The following is a 17,669-nucleotide window of genomic DNA, read 5'->3' as shown; positions in this document are numbered from 1 at the left end:
CAGTTTTCTATAAGTCTATATAGAAAAAATTGTGCCAATTTTTAGTAGATAATCATTATACTTTATGAAAAAGGTGGGTAACCATAATTCGACTTCAAGGAAATTATTTTATAGCTTAGCTTTAATGCTAACTTTTTCCTTAACTTCATTTGCGCAAGTTGTTGCACCTGCGGCAGCAACGGAAGCACCAGTAGCTACACAAGGTGGTGACCCAGTAAAGGGTAAAGAGCTTTTTAATTCAAATTGTGCTGCGTGTCATAAGCTTGATGCGAAATCAACAGGTCCTGCTTTAAGAGGGGTTGCTGGTAAGCACGAAATGGCTTGGATTTACAAGTGGGTTCACAATAGCTCAGAACTTATTAAATCAGGAGATGCTGCAGCTGTTAAACTTTTTGCGGATAATAATAAGTCAGTAATGACTGCATTTCCACAATTAGCAACTGGAGATATTGATAATATAATAGCTTATACTTCTGAAGTTAAGGCTGAGGCACCGGCTCCTGTACCAGGAACTGCTGTTGCGGGATCGGCTGATCAAAGTGGTGTTTCTAATAATATAATCTTAGGTGCTTTGGCTCTTGTGATGCTTATGTTAGTTGTGATGTTGTTCTTGGTGAACAATGTTTTAACTAAGGTGGCAAAATCAAATGGAATTGAAGTAGCTCCTAAAACACCAACTACGCCTATATGGAAGGCATTTGTTAAAAATCAATTTTTAGTGCTTATTACTTCAATATTTTTATTATTGGCCAGTGGGTACTTTGTTTATGGATTTTTAATGCAGGTAGGAGTTGATCAAGGATATGAGCCAATACAGCCAATTCATTATTCACACAGAATTCATGCTGGTGATAACGAGATAAATTGTAAATATTGTCACTCTGCAGCTAGAGTGAGTAAAAATTCTGGAATTCCTTCTTTGAATGTTTGTATGAATTGTCATAAAAACATTTCTGAAGTTGCTGAATCTACTGCTACTCCTGAGTACAGTAAAGCATTTTATGATGAGCAAATCCAAAAATTGTATACTGCTGTGGGTTGGGATAAAGCAACGCAATCTTATACTGGTAAAACACAGCCAGTTAAATGGGTTCGTATTCATAACTTGCCTGACTTCGTTTATTTTAATCACTCACAACACGTTACTGTTGCTGGAATTGAATGTCAAACTTGTCACGGTCCAGTTGAAACTTACGAAATTCAAAAACAGTTTGCTCCATTAACGATGGGATGGTGTATTAATTGCCATAGAAAAACCGATGTTAAAATGGAAGGAAACGACTATTATACTAAAATTCACAAAGAACTTTCTAAAAAATATGGTGTAGACAAATTGACTGCAGCTCAAATGGGAGGTTTAGAATGCGGTAAATGCCACTATTAATCAAATTATTAAGATTTTAATATTTATATACAATGTCATCAAACAAAAAATACTGGAAAAGTGTTGAGGAACTAGAAAATAGTTCTATTGTTGAGACGCTTAGAAATAACGAATTTGTTGAAGAAATTCCTACTGAAGATTTTTTAGGAAATAATGATGCAATGTCATCTTCTTCAACATCACGTCGTGATTTTTTAAAGTACGTTGGGTTTAGTACTGCTGCAGCCACGCTTGCGGCATGCGAAGGTCCTGTGAACAAGTCGATTCCTTATGTATTGCAGCCAGAGCAAATCATTCCTGGAGTAGCTGATTATTATGCTACTTCTGTTTTTGATGGTTTTGATTTTGCAAATCTACTTGTTAAAACACGTGAAGGGCGTCCTATTAAAATAGATAATAATACTATTTCAGGAGCTAAATTTGCTGCTAATGCTAGAATTCATGCGTCTATATTATCTTTATATGATAGTATGCGTTTGAAAGAGCCTAAGTCAAAAGGTAAAAGTGCTACTTGGTCTGCAGTTGATGCAGATATAAAAGCAAGTTTGGCTGAAGCTAAAGCAAATGGTAGTCAGGTAGTATTGTTAACTAATACTTTAGCTAGCCCGTCCACTGAAAAATTAATTGGAGAATTTATTGCGTTAAATCCTACTGCTAAGCATGTGGTTTATGATGCTGTTTCTTCATCTGAAGCTTTAGATGCTTTTGAGTCAGTTTATGGTGAAAGAGCTTTAGTTGATTATGATTTTTCAAAATCATCGCTAATTGTTTCTGTTGGTGCGGATTTCTTAGGAGATTGGCAAGGTGGAGGATATGATTCTAGTTATGCACAAGGTAGGATTCCTAAAAGTGGAAAAATGTCTCGTCACTTTCAATTAGAAGCTAATATGACTTTGTCTGGTGCTGCTGCTGATAAGCGTTTGGCTATGTCAACTGCAAATCAAAAACAAGCGTTAGTACATATATATAATGTTATTACTGGTTCTTCTGTAGCGGTAAATTTAGATGATAAATTTAAAGCTGAAGTTAGTAAAGCGGCACAACAGTTGAAAGCTGCTGGGTCAAATGGAGTTTTAGTTTCTGGTATTCAAGATGAAAATGCTCAATTGTTAGTTTTAGCAATTAATCAAGCTTTATCAAGTGAAGCTTTTATAACTTCTGGAACAAGACAAATTAGAAAAGGGTCTAATGAAAAAGTGGCTCAGTTAGTAAGTGACATGAATGCGGGTAGTGTTCATACCTTAATAATGAGTGGTGTTAACCCAATATATACTTTGGCCGATTCAGGTTTATTCGCTGAAGGTCTTAAGAAAGTTAAAACGTCAGTTTCTTTATCTTTGAAAGAAGATGAAACTGCTTCTGTAACTACTATTGCTATGCCAGTTCCTCATTATTTGGAATCATGGGGTGATTTAAGTTTGACAAAAGGAACTTATAGTTTAACGCAACCAACAATTCGTCCTTTATTTGATACAAAACAATTTCAAGATGTTTTAATGTCTTTGAATGGAATGTCAGGTACTTATTACGATTACTTAAAAGCAACTTCTGCTTCAGTTATTGCAGGTGCTTCTTGGAATAAAGTGTTGCATGATGGTGTTTATGTTGGAGATTCTCAATCTTTATCTGGAGGTTCTGCTGATTATTCTGCTGCTGCAAATGCTTTAGCAAAATCAAAAGCTGGTGCTGGATTTGAATTGGTACTGTATACTAAAACAGGTATGGGTGATGGACAACAGGCTAATAACCCTTGGTTACAAGAGTTTCCTGATCCAATTACAAGAGTGTCATGGGATAATTATGTTACTGTTTCTAATGTAGATGCAAAACAATTGTTGATGACTAATGAAATCGTTGCTAATGGTGGTTTGAATGGTAGTTATGCTACAATTACTACTGCTGACGGTTTAAAATTAGATAATGTGCCAGTTATTGTTCAGCCAGGTCAAGCTGTAGGAACTATTGGATTGGCATTAGGTTATGGTCGTAAAGCGGCTTTGAAAGAAGAAATGCAAGTAGGTTTAAATGCTTACGCTTTATATAAAGGTTTTAATGATGTACAATCTGTTAGTTTAGTTAAAGCTAATGGAGAACATGAGTTTGCTTGTGTTCAAGGTCAAAAAACATTAATGGGTAGAGGGGATATCATCAAGGAAACTACCTTGGAAATCTTCAATACTAAAGATGCTAAATTTTGGAATGAAGTACCTATGGTATCTTTAGACCATGAAGAAGTAGAGGCTACAAAAGTTGATTTATGGGATTCATTTGATCGTTCAGTTGGACATCATTTTAATCTTTCAATTGATTTAAATGCTTGTACTGGATGTGGGGCTTGTGTAATAGCATGTCACGCTGAGAATAATGTGCCAGTTGTAGGTAAGTCTGAAGTAAGAAGAAGTCGTGATATGCACTGGTTGCGTATCGATAGATATTACTCTTCTGAAAGTACTTTTGCAGGTGATAATGAAAGAAAAGAGAATATAGCTGGTTTGTCTAGTTCTTTGTCTACTTTTAATGAAATGGAAAAAGCAGGAGATAATCCTCAAGTTTCTTTTCAACCTGTAATGTGTCAACATTGTAATCACGCACCTTGTGAAACAGTTTGTCCTGTTGCTGCGACTTCTCATGGTCGTCAAGGTCAAAACATGATGGCTTATAATAGATGTGTTGGTACTCGTTATTGTGCTAATAACTGTCCTTATAAAGTACGTCGTTTTAACTGGTTCTTGTATAACAAAAACAGTGAATTTGATTATCATATGAATGATGATTTAGGACGTATGGTTTTAAATCCAGATGTAAATGTTCGTTCTCGTGGAGTAATGGAAAAATGTTCAATGTGTATTCAAATGACACAAGCGACAATTTTAAGTGCGAAGAGAGAAGGTAGAGCTATTGTTGATGGAGAATTTCAAACGGCGTGTTCAAATGCTTGTTCTACTGGAGCAATGGCGTTTGGAGATGTTAATGATACAGAAAGTCAAATTGCTAAATTAGCTGCTGATGATAGAATGTATCATTTATTAGAGCATGTTGGGACAAAACCTAATGTTATCTATCACGTTAAAGTTAGAAATACCTAGTACAAAAAATTATTAATTAAGAAACAATATAAAGTATTATGTCGTCTCACTACGAAGCAACCATTAGAAAACCCTTAGTTATAGGTGATAAATCTTATCACGACGTAACAGTAGACATAGCTGCACCTGTTGAAGGAAAAGCTAACAAGCATTGGTGGATTGTATTTACAATCGCATTAATAGCCTTCCTTTGGGGAGTGAGCTGTATCATTTACACCGTGTCTACAGGTATAGGAACATGGGGATTAAATAAAACTGTTGGATGGGCATGGGATATCACGAACTTCGTTTGGTGGGTTGGTATTGGTCACGCAGGAACATTAATATCTGCAGTTCTATTATTATTCCGTCAACGATGGAGAATGGCAATTAACCGTTCTGCAGAAGCTATGACAATCTTTTCTGTTATTCAAGCAGGTTTATTTCCAATTATTCACATGGGTCGCCCTTGGTTGGCCTATTGGGTATTGCCAATTCCAAATCAATTTGGCTCACTATGGGTGAATTTTAACTCTCCATTACTTTGGGATGTATTTGCAATATCAACTTACTTATCAGTATCGCTTGTTTTTTGGTGGACTGGTTTATTACCCGATTTTGCAATGCTTAGAGATAGAGCAATAACTCCTTTTAATAAAAAGATATATTCTATCTTGAGTTTTGGATGGAGTGGTAGAGCTAAAGACTGGCAACGTTTTGAAGAAGTATCTTTGGTTCTTGCAGGCTTAGCAACTCCACTTGTACTTTCTGTACATACTATTGTATCGATGGACTTTGCTACTTCTGTTATACCAGGATGGCATACTACTATTTTCCCTCCTTACTTTGTTGCAGGAGCAGTTTTTTCAGGATTTGCAATGGTAAATACTTTGCTTATTATCATGAGAAAAGTTTCTAATCTTGAAGCTTACATTACTATACAGCACATTGAGTTGATGAATATCGTAATTATGATTACGGGTTCTATAGTCGGGGTTGCTTATATAACTGAGCTGTTTATCGCATGGTATTCAGGAGTTGAGTATGAACAATACGCCTTCTTGAATAGAGCTACTGGACCTTACTGGTGGGCTTACTGGTCGATGATGACATGTAATGTTTTTTCACCTCAGTTTATGTGGTTTAAAAAATTAAGAACAAGTATTATGTTTTCTTTTATCATATCTATTGTTGTAAACATAGGTATGTGGTTTGAAAGATTTGTAATTATTGTTACTTCTTTACATAGAGATTATTTACCATCTTCATGGACTATGTTTTCTCCTACGTTTGTTGATATTGGAATTTTCATTGGAACAATAGGTTTCTTCTTTGTATTATTTTTGTTATATTCTAGAACTTTCCCAGTTATAGCTCAAGCAGAGGTGAAAACAATATTAAAAGGAACAGGAGATAATTACAAAAGAGAAAGAGAAGCAAATAAAGATTCACATCATGAGTAATAAAGTAATATACGCCATATATAATGACGATGATATATTGATGGATGCGGTTAAACAAACCAGAGCAGCTCATCATCATATTGAAGAAGTTTTTACTCCATTTCCGGTTCACGGTTTGGATAAAGCGATGGGGCTTGCTCCAACAAGATTAGCTATCTGTGCTTTCATGTACGGTTGTGTTGGTATAACAGTAGCAACAACAATGATGAATTATATAATGATTCAAGATTGGCCTCAGGATATCGGAGGTAAACCAAGTTTTAGTTTCATTCAAAATATGCCTGCATTTGTACCTATTATGTTTGAAATGACTGTGTTTTTTGCAGCGCATTTAATGGTAGTTACTTTTTATATGAGAAGTAAAATATGGCCTTTCAAAAAAGCTGAAAATCCAGATGTTAGAACAACAGATGATCATTTTTTAATGGAAGTTGCAGTGAATAATAATGAAGAGGAATTAGTTTCTTTTTTCAAGAATACAGGAGCTGTAGAAGTTAAAGTAATAGAAAAGCATTAATTTAGATATGAAAACGATATATAAAATAACACTATTATTTGGCATCACTATATTAGTAACGTCTTGTCATAATAATTCCGCACCAAACTATCAGTATTTTCCAAATATGTACGAGTCTGTTGGGTATGAAACATATTCAGAGTCTAATGCATTCAATAATGGTAAAGAGGGACAACTTCCAGTAGCTGGTACTATAAATAGAGGTTTTGAGCCTTTTGCTTATGAGAATACAACTGCTGATTATGAACTAGCTAAAGCTAACCTTAAATCTCCATTAGATTCTTTAGATAGAAATTCTGGAAAAGGTAAAGAACTTTTTGAAATTTACTGTATTAGTTGTCATGGTGCAGCTGGAAATGGTAAAGGTAAATTAGTTGAAAGAGAAAAATTTCTTGGAGTGCCTAGTTATAAAGATAGGGTTATCACAGAAGGGAGTATTTTTTTTGTTGAAACTTATGGTTTAAATGCAATGGGGTCTCATGCTAATCAATTAAGCGCTCATGAGCGATGGTTAGTTGCTGACTATGTTTTAAAACTAAAAAGCCAATTATAATTGTTGAACAAACTGATCGTAATAGATATGTATACATTTTCAAGTAAATTAAAAACTTTTTCTCTCGTCTTAATGGCTATTGGTCTTTTAGGAATTGGATATGGTTTTTTAAATGCACCTAAAGATATTCAAGAAGTGGAGAAAATTCTTGCTTCTGAAAGCCATGAAGGTCATGGTGAGGTTAAGCATGAATCAGCTGATGAAGCTCATGCTGTTAAAGCTTCTCATGAAGAAGTTAAAGATACAAATGAAGCTACAGAGCATAAAGAGCACTTAACTCATGTTTTGCATCAATTGCAAAATAAGCCTTGGGCAGCATTATATGTAGCTTGTATTTTCTTTATGTTGCTTTCAATGGGAGTATTAGCTTTTTATGCAATTCAGCAAGTTGCATTAGCAGGTTGGTCTCCAGTTTTGTTTAGAGTAATGCAAGGAATCACAGCTTATTTGCCTGTAGGTTCAGTTATATTCTTTGTTATCTTGATTCTTTGTGGTCTTCATTTTAATCATCTATTTGCTTGGTTAGTTGAAGGTGTTACAGATCCTACTAGTCCTAATTTTGATAAAATTATTGCTGGTAAGTCAGGATATTTAAACTTTCCTTTTTGGATTGTTAGAGCCGCAGTATTTTTAATTGGATGGAATCTTTACAGGTTTTATTCAAGAAAGAATTGTTTAGCTCAAGATGAAGCAACAGATGATGCTTTCTACAAAAAGAATTTTAACATAACGGCTGGTTTTTTAGTATTCTTTATCGTTACTGAATCAATTATGTCGTGGGATTGGATCATGTCAATAGATCCTCACTGGTCTAGTACTTTATTTGGATGGTATGTTTTTGCTAGTTTCTTCGTAAGTGGTATCACAATGATTGCGATGGTTACTTTGTATTTGAAATCAAGAGGGTATTTAGAATATGTAAATACAAGTCATATCCATGATTTAGCTAAATTTATGTTTGGGATTAGTGTTTTCTGGACTTACCTTTGGTTCTCTCAATTTATGTTGATTTGGTATGCTAATATTCCTGAAGAGATTACTTATTTCGTAACTAGAATACAATTATATAATTTGCCCTTTTTTGGTGCTGTTGTTATGAATTTTGTATTCCCAATACTAATTTTAGTAAATACAGATTTCAAAAGAATTACTTGGATACTTGTTATGGCAGGGGTAGTAATATTAACTGGACATTATATTGACTTTTTTAATATGATTATGCCAGGAACAGTAGGTGATAAGTGGTTTATTGGAATATCAGAAATTGCTTCTGTACTTTTCTTCTTAGGTTTATTTATTTATGTTGTTTTTACAGCATTGACTAAAGCGCCTTTATTGCCAAAAAGAAATCCTTACATCGAAGAGAGTAAACATTTTCATTATTAATATTTAAAGAAATAAACAGATGACAAGTTTGTTGGTAATTATAGTTTTAGTTTTATTAGCTGTTGCTTTATGGCAATTGACTAAAATATTTGACCTTACGCAAGTAGGTTCTGATTCAGACAGTTCTCAGATAGCTTCTGATAATGATAATAATGTTCAAGGTTATTTGATGTTTGGCTTTTTAGCTTTCATATATATATTTACTATATATGGTTTGTTTCAATGGGGACCTTTAGTTCTTCATACACCAGCATCAGCACATGGAGGTCAGGTTGACAACTTGATGAACATTACTTGGGTTTTAATTTTTATTGTTCAAGCAATTACGCAAGTTTTATTACATTATTTTGCTTTTAAATATAGAGGTAAAAAAGATCAAAAAGCATTGTATTTTGCTGATAATAATAAATTAGAAGCGATTTGGAGTGTAATTCCTGCAATTGTTTTAGCTGGATTAATTCTTTACGGATTATATGCTTGGACAAATATTATGTTCATCGATGATGAAGATGATACTGTTGTAGTAGAATTATATGCACAACAATTTAAATGGACAGCTAGAATTGCAGGAGAAGATAATGTTCTTGGAAAAGCAAATGTTAGATACATTGAAGGAATCAATACTTTAGGTGTTGATCTTGCAGATCCTTATTCTCAAGATGATATTGTGGTTTCTGAATTACATATTCCTAAAGGAAAAAAGATTCATTTTAAAATGAGATCTCAAGATGTATTGCATTCAGCTTATATGCCTTACTTTAGAGCGCAAATGAATTGTGTTCCTGGAATGGTTACAGAATTTGCTTTTGAACCAATTTATACTACAGCTGAATATAGAGAATTACCTTATATGGTAGAAAAGGTTTCTAATATTAATGCTTTAAGAGCTAAGAAAAGTATTGCTTTAGTTGCAAAAGGAGAAACTGCTCTTGATCCTTATTCATTTGATTATTTGCTTCTTTGTAACAAAATTTGTGGTGCATCTCACTATAATATGCAAATGAAAATTATTGTTGATACTCCAGAAGACTATAAAAAATGGTTGTCTGAGCAAGCAATTTTAGTACAACAAGTAAAAGAAGCTAATACACCAGCTCCTGTTGAAGGTGCAATAAGTACAGATTCTTTAAAATCAAAAGATACAGCAGCTATTTCTAAAATAGCTATGAAATAATTAATAAGAATATTTAAAGTATACATATATGTCAGCAGAAGGTCACGATCACGGACACGATCACGAACACGAACATCATCATAAAGACACTTTCATTACTAAATACATTTTTAGTATTGATCATAAAATGATTGCTAAACAATACCTTATTACTGGTATTATTATGGGAATTATTGGAGTTAGTATGTCAATGCTTTTTAGAATGCAATTAGCATGGCCAGAGGAGTCTTTTAAAATATTTAATATATTATTAGGAGACAAATGGGCTCCCAATGGTGTAATGGCTAACGATATTTATCTGTCTTTAGTTACTATTCATGGAACTATAATGGTATTTTTTGTACTTACCGCTGGGTTAAGTGGAACTTTTAGTAATTTATTGATTCCACTTCAAATTGGTGCTAGAGATATGGCTTCTGGTTTTATGAATATGATTTCGTATTGGTTATTCTTTTTGTCTAGCGTAATCATGATTGGGTCTCTTTTTGTAGAATCAGGTCCTGCTAATGCTGGTTGGACAATCTACCCTCCTTTAAGTGCATTGCCTCAGGCTATTTCAGGTTCTGGTTTAGGTATGACTTTATGGTTAGTTTCAATGGCTATATTTATTGCATCTTCTTTAATGGGATCTTTGAATTATGTAGTTACAGTAATTAATTTGAGAACAAAAGGAATGTCTATGACTAGACTACCTTTAACTATATGGGCATTTTTTGTAACCGCTATTATTGGTATCGTTTCATTTCCTGTTCTTTTATCAGCTGCTTTATTATTGATTTTTGATAGAAGTTTTGGTACTTCTTTCTTCTTGTCTGATATATATATTGCGGGTGAAGTATTACATTATCAAGGTGGTTCTCCAGTATTGTTCGAACACTTGTTTTGGTTTTTAGGACATCCTGAGGTTTATATCGTTTTGCTACCTGCATTGGGTATTACTTCTGAAGTTATTGCTACAAATTCACGTAAACCTATTTTTGGTTATAGAGCGATGATTATGTCAATTTTAGCTATTGCATTTTTATCAACTATTGTTTGGGGTCACCATATGTTTATCTCAGGAATGAATCCATTTCTAGGTTCTGTATTTACCTTTACAACTCTATTGATTGCAATACCATCTGCCGTTAAAGCTTTTAACTACATTACCACTCTTTGGAAAGGTAATCTACAATTAAATCCAGCAATGTTATTCTCTATCGGATTAGTTTCTACTTTTATTACTGGTGGATTGACTGGAATTATATTAGGAGATAGTACATTAGATATTAATGTTCACGATACTTATTTTGTTGTAGCACACTTTCACTTAGTAATGGGTATTTCTGCTCTTTATGGTATGTTTGCGGGAATCTATCACTGGTTTCCTAAAATGTTTGGAAGAATGCTTAATAAAAACTTAGGGTATGTTCACTTTTGGGTAACTGCGATTTGTGCTTACGGTGTTTTCTTTCCAATGCACTTTATTGGACTAGCAGGTTTACCAAGACGTTATTATACAAATACTAATTTTCCTTTATTTGATGATTTACAAAACGTAAATGTATTGATTACTACTTTCGCATTAATTGGTGGAGCTTTTCAATTGGTATTTTTGTATAACTTTTTTAGCAGTATTTTCTACGGTAAGAAAGCGGTACAAAACCCTTGGAAATCTAATACTCTTGAATGGACAGCGCCTGTAGAACATATGCATGGGAACTGGCCTGGAGAAATTCCGGAAGTTCATAGATGGCCATATGATTATAGTAACCCAAGTCATGTCGAAGATTTTGTTCCTCAAAATATTCCAATGAAACCAGGTGAAGAAGTTTTACATCACTAGATTTTATTTATATATAAAATGCCTTTCTAAATGGAAAGGCATTTTTTTTTAGTTCTAACTTTGTCTTATCTTTGTTGTATGAATGAGAATCTAGATCCAACTACCAATGGTTATAATTCGGAAGAATTTGATCTTGAAAAAAAATTAAGACCTTTATCATTTGATGATTTTGCTGGACAAGATCAAGTGTTAGAAAACCTTAAGGTTTTTGTTGAAGCAGCTAACCAAAGGAATGAAGCTTTGGATCATACCCTTTTCCATGGACCTCCAGGATTAGGGAAAACTACATTGGCTAATATTTTGGCTAATGAATTGCAGGTGGGTATAAAAATCACATCTGGTCCTGTTTTAGATAAACCGGGCGATTTAGCTGGTTTGTTAACTAATCTTGAGGAAAGAGATGTTTTATTCATTGATGAAATCCATCGGTTGAGTCCCATTGTGGAAGAATATTTATATTCAGCAATGGAGGATTTTAAGATCGATATTATGATTGAATCTGGACCAAATGCGCGTACGGTCCAAATCAATTTAAATCCATTTACATTAATAGGTGCCACTACTCGTTCAGGTCTTTTAACGGCTCCTATGAGGGCTCGTTTCGGAATATCATCACGCTTGCAATATTATACAGCAGAACTATTAACAACTATAGTAGAACGTAGCGCAAGTATTTTGAAAATGCCTATTTCTTTAGAAGCAGCCATTGAAATTGCTGGTAGAAGTAGAGGAACACCTCGTATTGCAAATGCTTTGTTGCGTAGGGTACGTGATTTTGCCCAAATTAAAGGAAACGGAACTATTGACGTTGCTATCGCTCGTTATGCCTTAAAAGCGTTAAATGTTGATGCACACGGATTAGATGAAATGGACAATAAAATTCTAAATACTATTATTGATAAGTTCAAGGGAGGCCCTGTAGGGTTATCTACTTTAGCAACGGCGGTTTCGGAAAGTAGTGAAACAATTGAAGAGGTATATGAACCTTTTTTGATTCAAGAAGGTTTTATTATGAGAACTCCTAGAGGAAGAGAAGTCACCGAAAAAGCATATAAGCATTTAGGGAAAGTTAATTCTAATATTCAAGGAGGTTTGTTTTAATTTTTAAGAAGCTATTTCCTGCTGTCCGCTATATCTTTACTTGCATAAAGAAAGCAAGTAAAGGATGCCGCTGCCATCAGGGCTAAAACATCATTTATAAGATATATTATTAATTCTAAAACAAAATATACCCAATTTATAAAAGCAGAAGCGAAACGGCTCGGTTTCCTTTCATGTGGTATATCCAAAGCTGGTTTTTTAGAACAAGAAGCACCAAGATTAGAAACTTGGCTAAATAACAACCATAACGGACAAATGTCCTATATGGAAAATAATTTTGACAAACGTTTAAACCCTACTTTACTGGTTGATGATTCAAAAAGTGTGGTTTCTTTACTCCTAAATTATTACCCAGAACAATTTCAAGAAACTGATTCTTATAAAATTTCAAAATATGCTTATGGTAAAGATTACCATTTTGTCATCAAAGAAAAATTAAATGAACTTCTTTTTTCTATTCAATCTACAATAGGAGAGGTGTCAGGACGTGCTTTTGTTGACTCAGCTCCAGTGCTGGATAAAGCTTGGGCAGCCAAAAGTGGTTTGGGATGGATTGGTAAAAACAGTAATTTATTGACTCAAAAAGCAGGTTCTTTTTACTTTATTGCCGAATTAATTATTGATTTGGAATTAAACTATGATTACGCTACTACTGATCATTGCGGTACTTGCACTGCTTGTATAGATTCTTGCCCCACAGAAGCAATAGTTGCTCCTTACGTCGTGGATGGCAGCAAATGCATCTCTTATTTTACTATCGAACTTAAAGAAAATATTCCAATAGAGATGAAAGGGAAATTTGATGATTGGGCCTTTGGTTGCGATATATGTCAAGACGTTTGTCCTTGGAATAAGTTCTCTAAACCTCATAGTGAACCATTATTTAATCCAAATCCCGAATTATTAAAGTTTAGTAAAAAAGATTGGAATGAAATTACTGAAGAAACTTTTAAAGCGGTATTTAAAGACTCTCCATTAAAAAGATCAAAATTTCAAGGTATTAAGCGTAATATTGATTTTATTAAGTAGCTATTCTTTAGTGGGTAAGTCTAATTATCGGTTTTTAATGAGGACTCTCTAATTAATACGTTGGTTTCTAGTTCGATAGTTCTAGGTGTAAACTCTATATCATTTTTATGACAGTTCATCTCTTCTAATAGTAGATTAAATGATACAACACCCATTTCATTACTCGGTTGATCTACAGTACTCAATTTTGGAGTCAATACTTGCGACATAAACCAATTACTAAATCCTATTATTTTTACTTGTTCTGGAACTTTAATTTTATGATCGTTAAAATAGGACAATACACCTACTGCTACTAAATCAGTGATTGCAAATATTCCGTCTACATCTGGATGTTCTTCTATTATGTGTTTGGCAAAATAAACACCTTCGTCAAATGTAACATTTTCGCAAGTGTATACTAATTTTGAATCAAAAGGAATGTTGTTTTTCTCTAAAGCTTTTTTATATCCAATATAACGATCAATAGAATTTTGAGGGTTTAATGGGCCACGCAAATGAACAATTTTTTTGCACCCATTATCAATTAAATGCTGAACAGCGTTAAAAGCCGCTTTTTGATCATCAATAATTACTTTAGAACACTTAGAAAGTTTAGATATTTTATCAAACATGACAAATGGAATCTTTCTATTTATAATTTCCTTTATATGTTCGTCATTATTTGATTCATTAGATAGGGAGATTAAAATCCCGTCTACTCGTTTGTTAATTAGTAGTTCAACTTGTTTTTTTTCTAAGGCTAATGACTCGTTTGATTGTAAAATGATAACCAGGTAACCATTTTTTTCAGCTTCATCAATTATTGCATTAATAATATTGGAAAAAAAATGATGCATTACTTCTGGAATAATTAAACCAATAGTTTTGGATTCTTTTGTTCTTAAGTTTACTGCAAAACTATTTGGGGTATAATGCAATTTTTGTGCAAGGTCAATGACCGCTTTTTTAGTTTTTTCACTAACATCAGGGTAGTTCTTTAATGCTTTAGATACGGTCGTTATCGAAATACCTAATTTTGTTGCAATTTCTTTAAGAGTGATGTCTTTCATGAACTAATTTTCTAATAGTTTAAGTTTAAAAAATACATTTTCGAATCAACTATTTTTCTATTTTAAGGTCTGGAACTCGTTTAGACTTATTTTTAAATAAAATGGAGGTGTAATTTTCTTTACCAAGATATTAATTTTTATCTTAAATGTGTGTTATTTTTTTTATTTAACGAATAAATTAGATTAGTTAAAATTCAGGTAGTATTTATTAAAAATAAATTCACAAAGAATAATCTAGATTAAATTTTATGCAGAATCCCTTTCAATTATTTTAGTTTCTAATTCAATGGATTGAAAGACGACAGGTTTGTTTTTCTTTTTTAAGTCAATTTCATCAAATAAAATGGAAGCCGCTCTGTTGCCAATTTCAAATCCTGGTTGGTCAATTGTTGTTAGCTTTGGAGTTATTATTTCGGACATGAATGAATTGCAAAAGCCAAAAACTGCTATTTGTGCGGGTATTTTTAGCTCTATATCATTAAAGTATTTTATTATTCCAACTGCCACGAGATCAGTTATAGCAAAAATGGCTTCAATATCTGGGTGTTCCACTAAAACTTTTTTCGCATTTTCATACCCGTCTTCAAAATCGGTATTATTATCACATAAATATACTAGTGAGGGGTCATACACAATATTGTTATCTTCAAGTGCTTTTTTATAACCTAAAAAACGATCTATAGAATTTTGTGGCATATAGGATCCTCGAAAGTGGGCAATTTTTTTATGCCCTTTTTTGATAAGATAATTTACAGCATCATAAGCTGCTTTTCGATCATTGATTGCCACTTTTGAACAGTTGACTAATTTTGCGATTTTGTCAAAAAGAACTAAAGGAGTTTTATGTTTAATTATGTTTTTAATATGATTAAAATCCCCAGTTTCATTAGAAAGTGACATTATAATTCCGTCAACTCGTTTGTTTAATAAAAGTTCAATTTGTTTTTTTTCAACCTCTAGCTTTTCATTGGAGCGTAATATTATTACTTGGTATTTTCTTTTTTCAGCTTCTTCTAGCACACCCTTGAAAACTTTGGAAAAAAAATTGTAATCCACCGTGGGTATTATAACTCCTATAATTTTTGATTCTTTTGTTCGTAAGTTAACTGCAAAACTATTTGGGGTATAATTTAGTTTAATTGCTAAGTCTACAATCTTTTTTTTTGTTTTTTCACTAACATCAGGATAATTTTTCAGTGCTTTAGAAACAGTTGTAATTGACACCCCTAGTTGAGTAGCGATTTGTTTAAGAGTAGCTTCTTTCATGAATTGATTTCCAGATTGTTTAGAATGAAAAACTGTTTATTTGAAAACAAACTTACAATTTATTTATTGTAATTCAGATTTCAAATAAACAGTTACATTAAAAATTATAGTTGATTACGCTATGTGGTAGTTGAACTAATTATTCTAAATCAATCAAAATGAATTATCATCGCCTCATAGGGTCTTAATGAATTGCTTTTAACTTTATTATAATCTTCATAATTATCTAAAATCACTTCATGTTTGCCTAGCTTGAAATTTAAATTATAGGTAGCTTTTTTATTGGTAAAATTTAATAAAACCAATATTTTTTTATTGTTGAGTTCTCTTGTATAGGCATATACAGCTGAGTTGTTCTCATCCAATAAGGTATATTTACCATAAATAAGTGCGGGAATTTCTTTACGGACTTGAACTAATTTTCTAAAGTAATTCAAAACTGATTTTGGGTCCTTTTCTTGCTCTTCAGCATTTACCGTTTTAAAGTTTTGATTTACCTTCAACCATGGAGTTCCTGATGTAAAACCTGCATTTTTTGTAGTGTTCCATTGAAAAGGGGTACGTCCATTTTCTCTTGAAGTTTGTTTTTGTCCTTCTAAGAATCCTTCTAAATCTCCATTCTTGTTTTTCAACCCGATGTATTTGTTACGGGTATCTACATCTTGATAATCTTCAATAGAATCAAAACGAATATTAACCATTCCTAATTCATCTCCATTGTAATAAAAAGGAGTTCCTCTCATAGTCAGGATAAAAGTTGAAAGCATTTTTGAAGAGATTTCTCTAAATTTAGGGGTGTCATTTCCAAATTTACTCACCATTCTTGGTTGATCATGATTAGCAAGAAAAATGGCTAACCATCCTTTGCCTTTGAATGCATTATCGTATCTCGAAAATATTTTTTTATATTTTACTAAGCCAAAATCAAGCACATGCTTACCAATGTCAACACTTTCAAAATGATACGCAATGTCCAGTTCTTTTCGATCTGGATCTACAAATTGTAATGCATCTGCTGGTGAACTTCCAGCACCTTCGGCTACAGTCATGATGTCGTATTTGCTAAATACTTTTTTATTCATTTCTTGTAAATACTCATGTAAATGGGGTCCTACACCATAGTATTTTATAATGTCTTTTTCATACCCTTTTGGTAATTCTGGCCAAGTTGTATCTTTTGAGGCAAATTGAAAAGCATCCATTCTAAATCCATCAATTCCCTTGTCCAGCCAAAAACGCATGATATCGTATACTTCTTCTCGTAATTTTGGGTTTTCCCAATTCAAGTCAGGTTGTTTTTGTGAGAAGTAATGTAGATAATAGGAATCCGTTTTCGCATCGTATTTCCAAGCTTCACTATTTACATCAAAGAAACTCCATCTGTAGGGAGGCTTTCCTTTTTCGGCTGGCCACCAATGGTAATAATCTCTATATGGGTTGTCACGAGAACTTCTGGATTGTTTGAACCAATCATGTTCATCACTACTGTGATTGACCACTAAATCCATGATAAGTTTGATTTTGCGTTTATGCATTTCTTTCAACAAAACATCAAAATCTTCCATAGTCCCAAAATCCTTCATGATTTCCCGATAATTACTAATGTCGTATCCATTATCGTCATTTGGAGAAGTATAGATTGGATTTAGCCAAACGGCATCAATTCCAAGACTTTTTATATAGTCTAATTTAGATATTATTCCTTTCAAATCTCCAACTCCATCACCATCGCTATCTTTAAAACTTCTAGGATATATTTGGTAAACAACAGCTTCTTTCCACCATTTGGCATCTTTAACTGGGATTATTAGATTTTTATCAATTTGTGCGTTAATAGTCATGCTTATAAATAAT

General features: G+C 33.1%; 13 protein-coding genes. 10 read left to right on the top strand and 3 right to left on the bottom strand.

The features are described from left to right. Positions 1-64: 64 nt before the first annotated feature. The 10 genes from AB3G34_RS12430 to queG all read left to right on the top strand — a co-directional run bounded on the left by AB3G34_RS12430 (position 65) and on the right by queG (position 13,497). Positions 65-1,384: a cytochrome c3 family protein gene (locus tag AB3G34_RS12430; protein WP_367755420.1), complete on the top strand. Its 1,320-nt coding sequence runs from the start codon at positions 65-67 to the stop codon at positions 1,382-1,384. Positions 1,385-1,416: 32 nt separating this feature from the next. Further along, positions 1,417-4,470, top strand: a complete 3,054-nt coding sequence (locus AB3G34_RS12425; RefSeq protein WP_369752609.1) for a TAT-variant-translocated molybdopterin oxidoreductase — start codon at positions 1,417-1,419, stop codon at positions 4,468-4,470. 38 nt (positions 4,471-4,508) lie between these two features. Continuing rightward, positions 4,509-5,912 (top strand): NrfD/PsrC family molybdoenzyme membrane anchor subunit, encoded by a 1,404-nt coding sequence (gene nrfD, locus AB3G34_RS12420; protein ID WP_367772192.1) that lies wholly within the window; start codon positions 4,509-4,511, stop codon positions 5,910-5,912. Further along, on the top strand, positions 5,905-6,429 hold the full coding sequence (locus tag AB3G34_RS12415) for a DUF3341 domain-containing protein (RefSeq protein ID WP_367755414.1): 525 nt from the start codon (positions 5,905-5,907) through the stop codon (positions 6,427-6,429). Before nrfD ends, AB3G34_RS12415 begins: the two co-directional genes overlap by 8 nt. 7 nt (positions 6,430-6,436) lie before the next feature. Then, positions 6,437-6,982, top strand: a complete 546-nt coding sequence (locus tag AB3G34_RS12410; protein WP_367755412.1) for a cytochrome c — start codon at positions 6,437-6,439, stop codon at positions 6,980-6,982. A 27-nt stretch (positions 6,983-7,009) separates the two neighbouring features. Beyond that, positions 7,010-8,368, top strand: coding sequence for a quinol:cytochrome C oxidoreductase (locus tag AB3G34_RS12405; protein WP_367772190.1), 1,359 nt, complete (start codon positions 7,010-7,012; stop codon positions 8,366-8,368). A 19-nt stretch (positions 8,369-8,387) separates the two neighbouring features. Then, positions 8,388-9,542 (top strand): cytochrome c oxidase subunit II, encoded by a 1,155-nt coding sequence (locus AB3G34_RS12400; RefSeq protein ID WP_369752608.1) that lies wholly within the window; start codon positions 8,388-8,390, stop codon positions 9,540-9,542. A 28-nt stretch (positions 9,543-9,570) separates the two neighbouring features. Next, entirely contained in the window at positions 9,571-11,367 is a 1,797-nt protein-coding gene (locus tag AB3G34_RS12395) for a cbb3-type cytochrome c oxidase subunit I (protein WP_369752607.1), read from the top strand. Positions 11,368-11,445: 78 nt separating this feature from the next. Beyond that, positions 11,446-12,468 carry a Holliday junction branch migration DNA helicase RuvB gene (ruvB, locus tag AB3G34_RS12390; protein ID WP_367755404.1) on the top strand — a complete coding sequence of 341 codons (1,023 nt, stop codon included), beginning with the start codon at positions 11,446-11,448 and terminating at the stop codon, positions 12,466-12,468. Between the two features lie 105 nt (positions 12,469-12,573). Next, positions 12,574-13,497, top strand: a complete 924-nt coding sequence (gene queG / locus AB3G34_RS12385; RefSeq protein WP_369754103.1) for a tRNA epoxyqueuosine(34) reductase QueG — start codon at positions 12,574-12,576, stop codon at positions 13,495-13,497. Between the two features lie 20 nt (positions 13,498-13,517). On the opposite strand, the gene AB3G34_RS12380 is transcribed toward queG, so the two are convergent. The 3 genes from AB3G34_RS12380 to AB3G34_RS12370 form a co-directional block, all read right to left on the bottom strand. Next, a complete protein-coding gene (locus AB3G34_RS12380; protein WP_369752606.1) occupies positions 13,518-14,549 on the bottom strand; it encodes a LacI family DNA-binding transcriptional regulator in 1,032 nt (343 codons plus the stop codon). A gap of 246 nt (positions 14,550-14,795) precedes the next feature. After that, positions 14,796-15,815 carry a LacI family DNA-binding transcriptional regulator gene (locus AB3G34_RS12375; RefSeq protein ID WP_367755400.1) on the bottom strand — a complete coding sequence of 340 codons (1,020 nt, stop codon included), beginning with the start codon at positions 15,813-15,815 and terminating at the stop codon, positions 14,796-14,798. 149 nt (positions 15,816-15,964) lie between these two features. Next, positions 15,965-17,656 (bottom strand): alpha-glucosidase, encoded by a 1,692-nt coding sequence (locus AB3G34_RS12370; RefSeq protein ID WP_369754101.1) that lies wholly within the window; start codon positions 17,654-17,656, stop codon positions 15,965-15,967. Positions 17,657-17,669 lie beyond the last annotated feature (13 nt).

This window comes from Flavobacterium sp. WC2409 (assembly GCF_041200085.1).
Classification (GTDB): Bacteria; Bacteroidota; Bacteroidia; order Flavobacteriales; family Flavobacteriaceae; genus Flavobacterium.
The sequence above is the reverse complement of the archived record's forward strand: the minus strand, read 5'-3'. Positions and strand labels throughout refer to the sequence as shown.

What these genes read in the sequence shown, in the direction of transcription:
- AB3G34_RS12410 (WP_367755412.1), top strand. Translation starts at nt 6,437, where the DNA reads ATGAAAACGATATATAAAATAACACTATTATTTGGCATCACTATATTA.
- AB3G34_RS12370 (WP_369754101.1), bottom strand. Translation starts at nt 17,656, where the DNA reads ATGACTATTAACGCACAAATTGATAAAAATCTAATAATCCCAGTTAAA.
- AB3G34_RS12405 (WP_367772190.1), top strand. Translation starts at nt 7,010, where the DNA reads ATGTATACATTTTCAAGTAAATTAAAAACTTTTTCTCTCGTCTTAATG.
- AB3G34_RS12375 (WP_367755400.1), bottom strand. Translation starts at nt 15,815, where the DNA reads ATGAAAGAAGCTACTCTTAAACAAATCGCTACTCAACTAGGGGTGTCA.
- AB3G34_RS12380 (WP_369752606.1), bottom strand. Translation starts at nt 14,549, where the DNA reads ATGAAAGACATCACTCTTAAAGAAATTGCAACAAAATTAGGTATTTCG.
- nrfD (WP_367772192.1), top strand. Translation starts at nt 4,509, where the DNA reads ATGTCGTCTCACTACGAAGCAACCATTAGAAAACCCTTAGTTATAGGT.
- AB3G34_RS12425 (WP_369752609.1), top strand. Translation starts at nt 1,417, where the DNA reads ATGTCATCAAACAAAAAATACTGGAAAAGTGTTGAGGAACTAGAAAAT.
- AB3G34_RS12400 (WP_369752608.1), top strand. Translation starts at nt 8,388, where the DNA reads ATGACAAGTTTGTTGGTAATTATAGTTTTAGTTTTATTAGCTGTTGCT.
- AB3G34_RS12395 (WP_369752607.1), top strand. Translation starts at nt 9,571, where the DNA reads ATGTCAGCAGAAGGTCACGATCACGGACACGATCACGAACACGAACAT.
- ruvB (WP_367755404.1), top strand. Translation starts at nt 11,446, where the DNA reads ATGAATGAGAATCTAGATCCAACTACCAATGGTTATAATTCGGAAGAA.
- AB3G34_RS12415 (WP_367755414.1), top strand. Translation starts at nt 5,905, where the DNA reads ATGAGTAATAAAGTAATATACGCCATATATAATGACGATGATATATTG.
- AB3G34_RS12430 (WP_367755420.1), top strand. Translation starts at nt 65, where the DNA reads ATGAAAAAGGTGGGTAACCATAATTCGACTTCAAGGAAATTATTTTAT.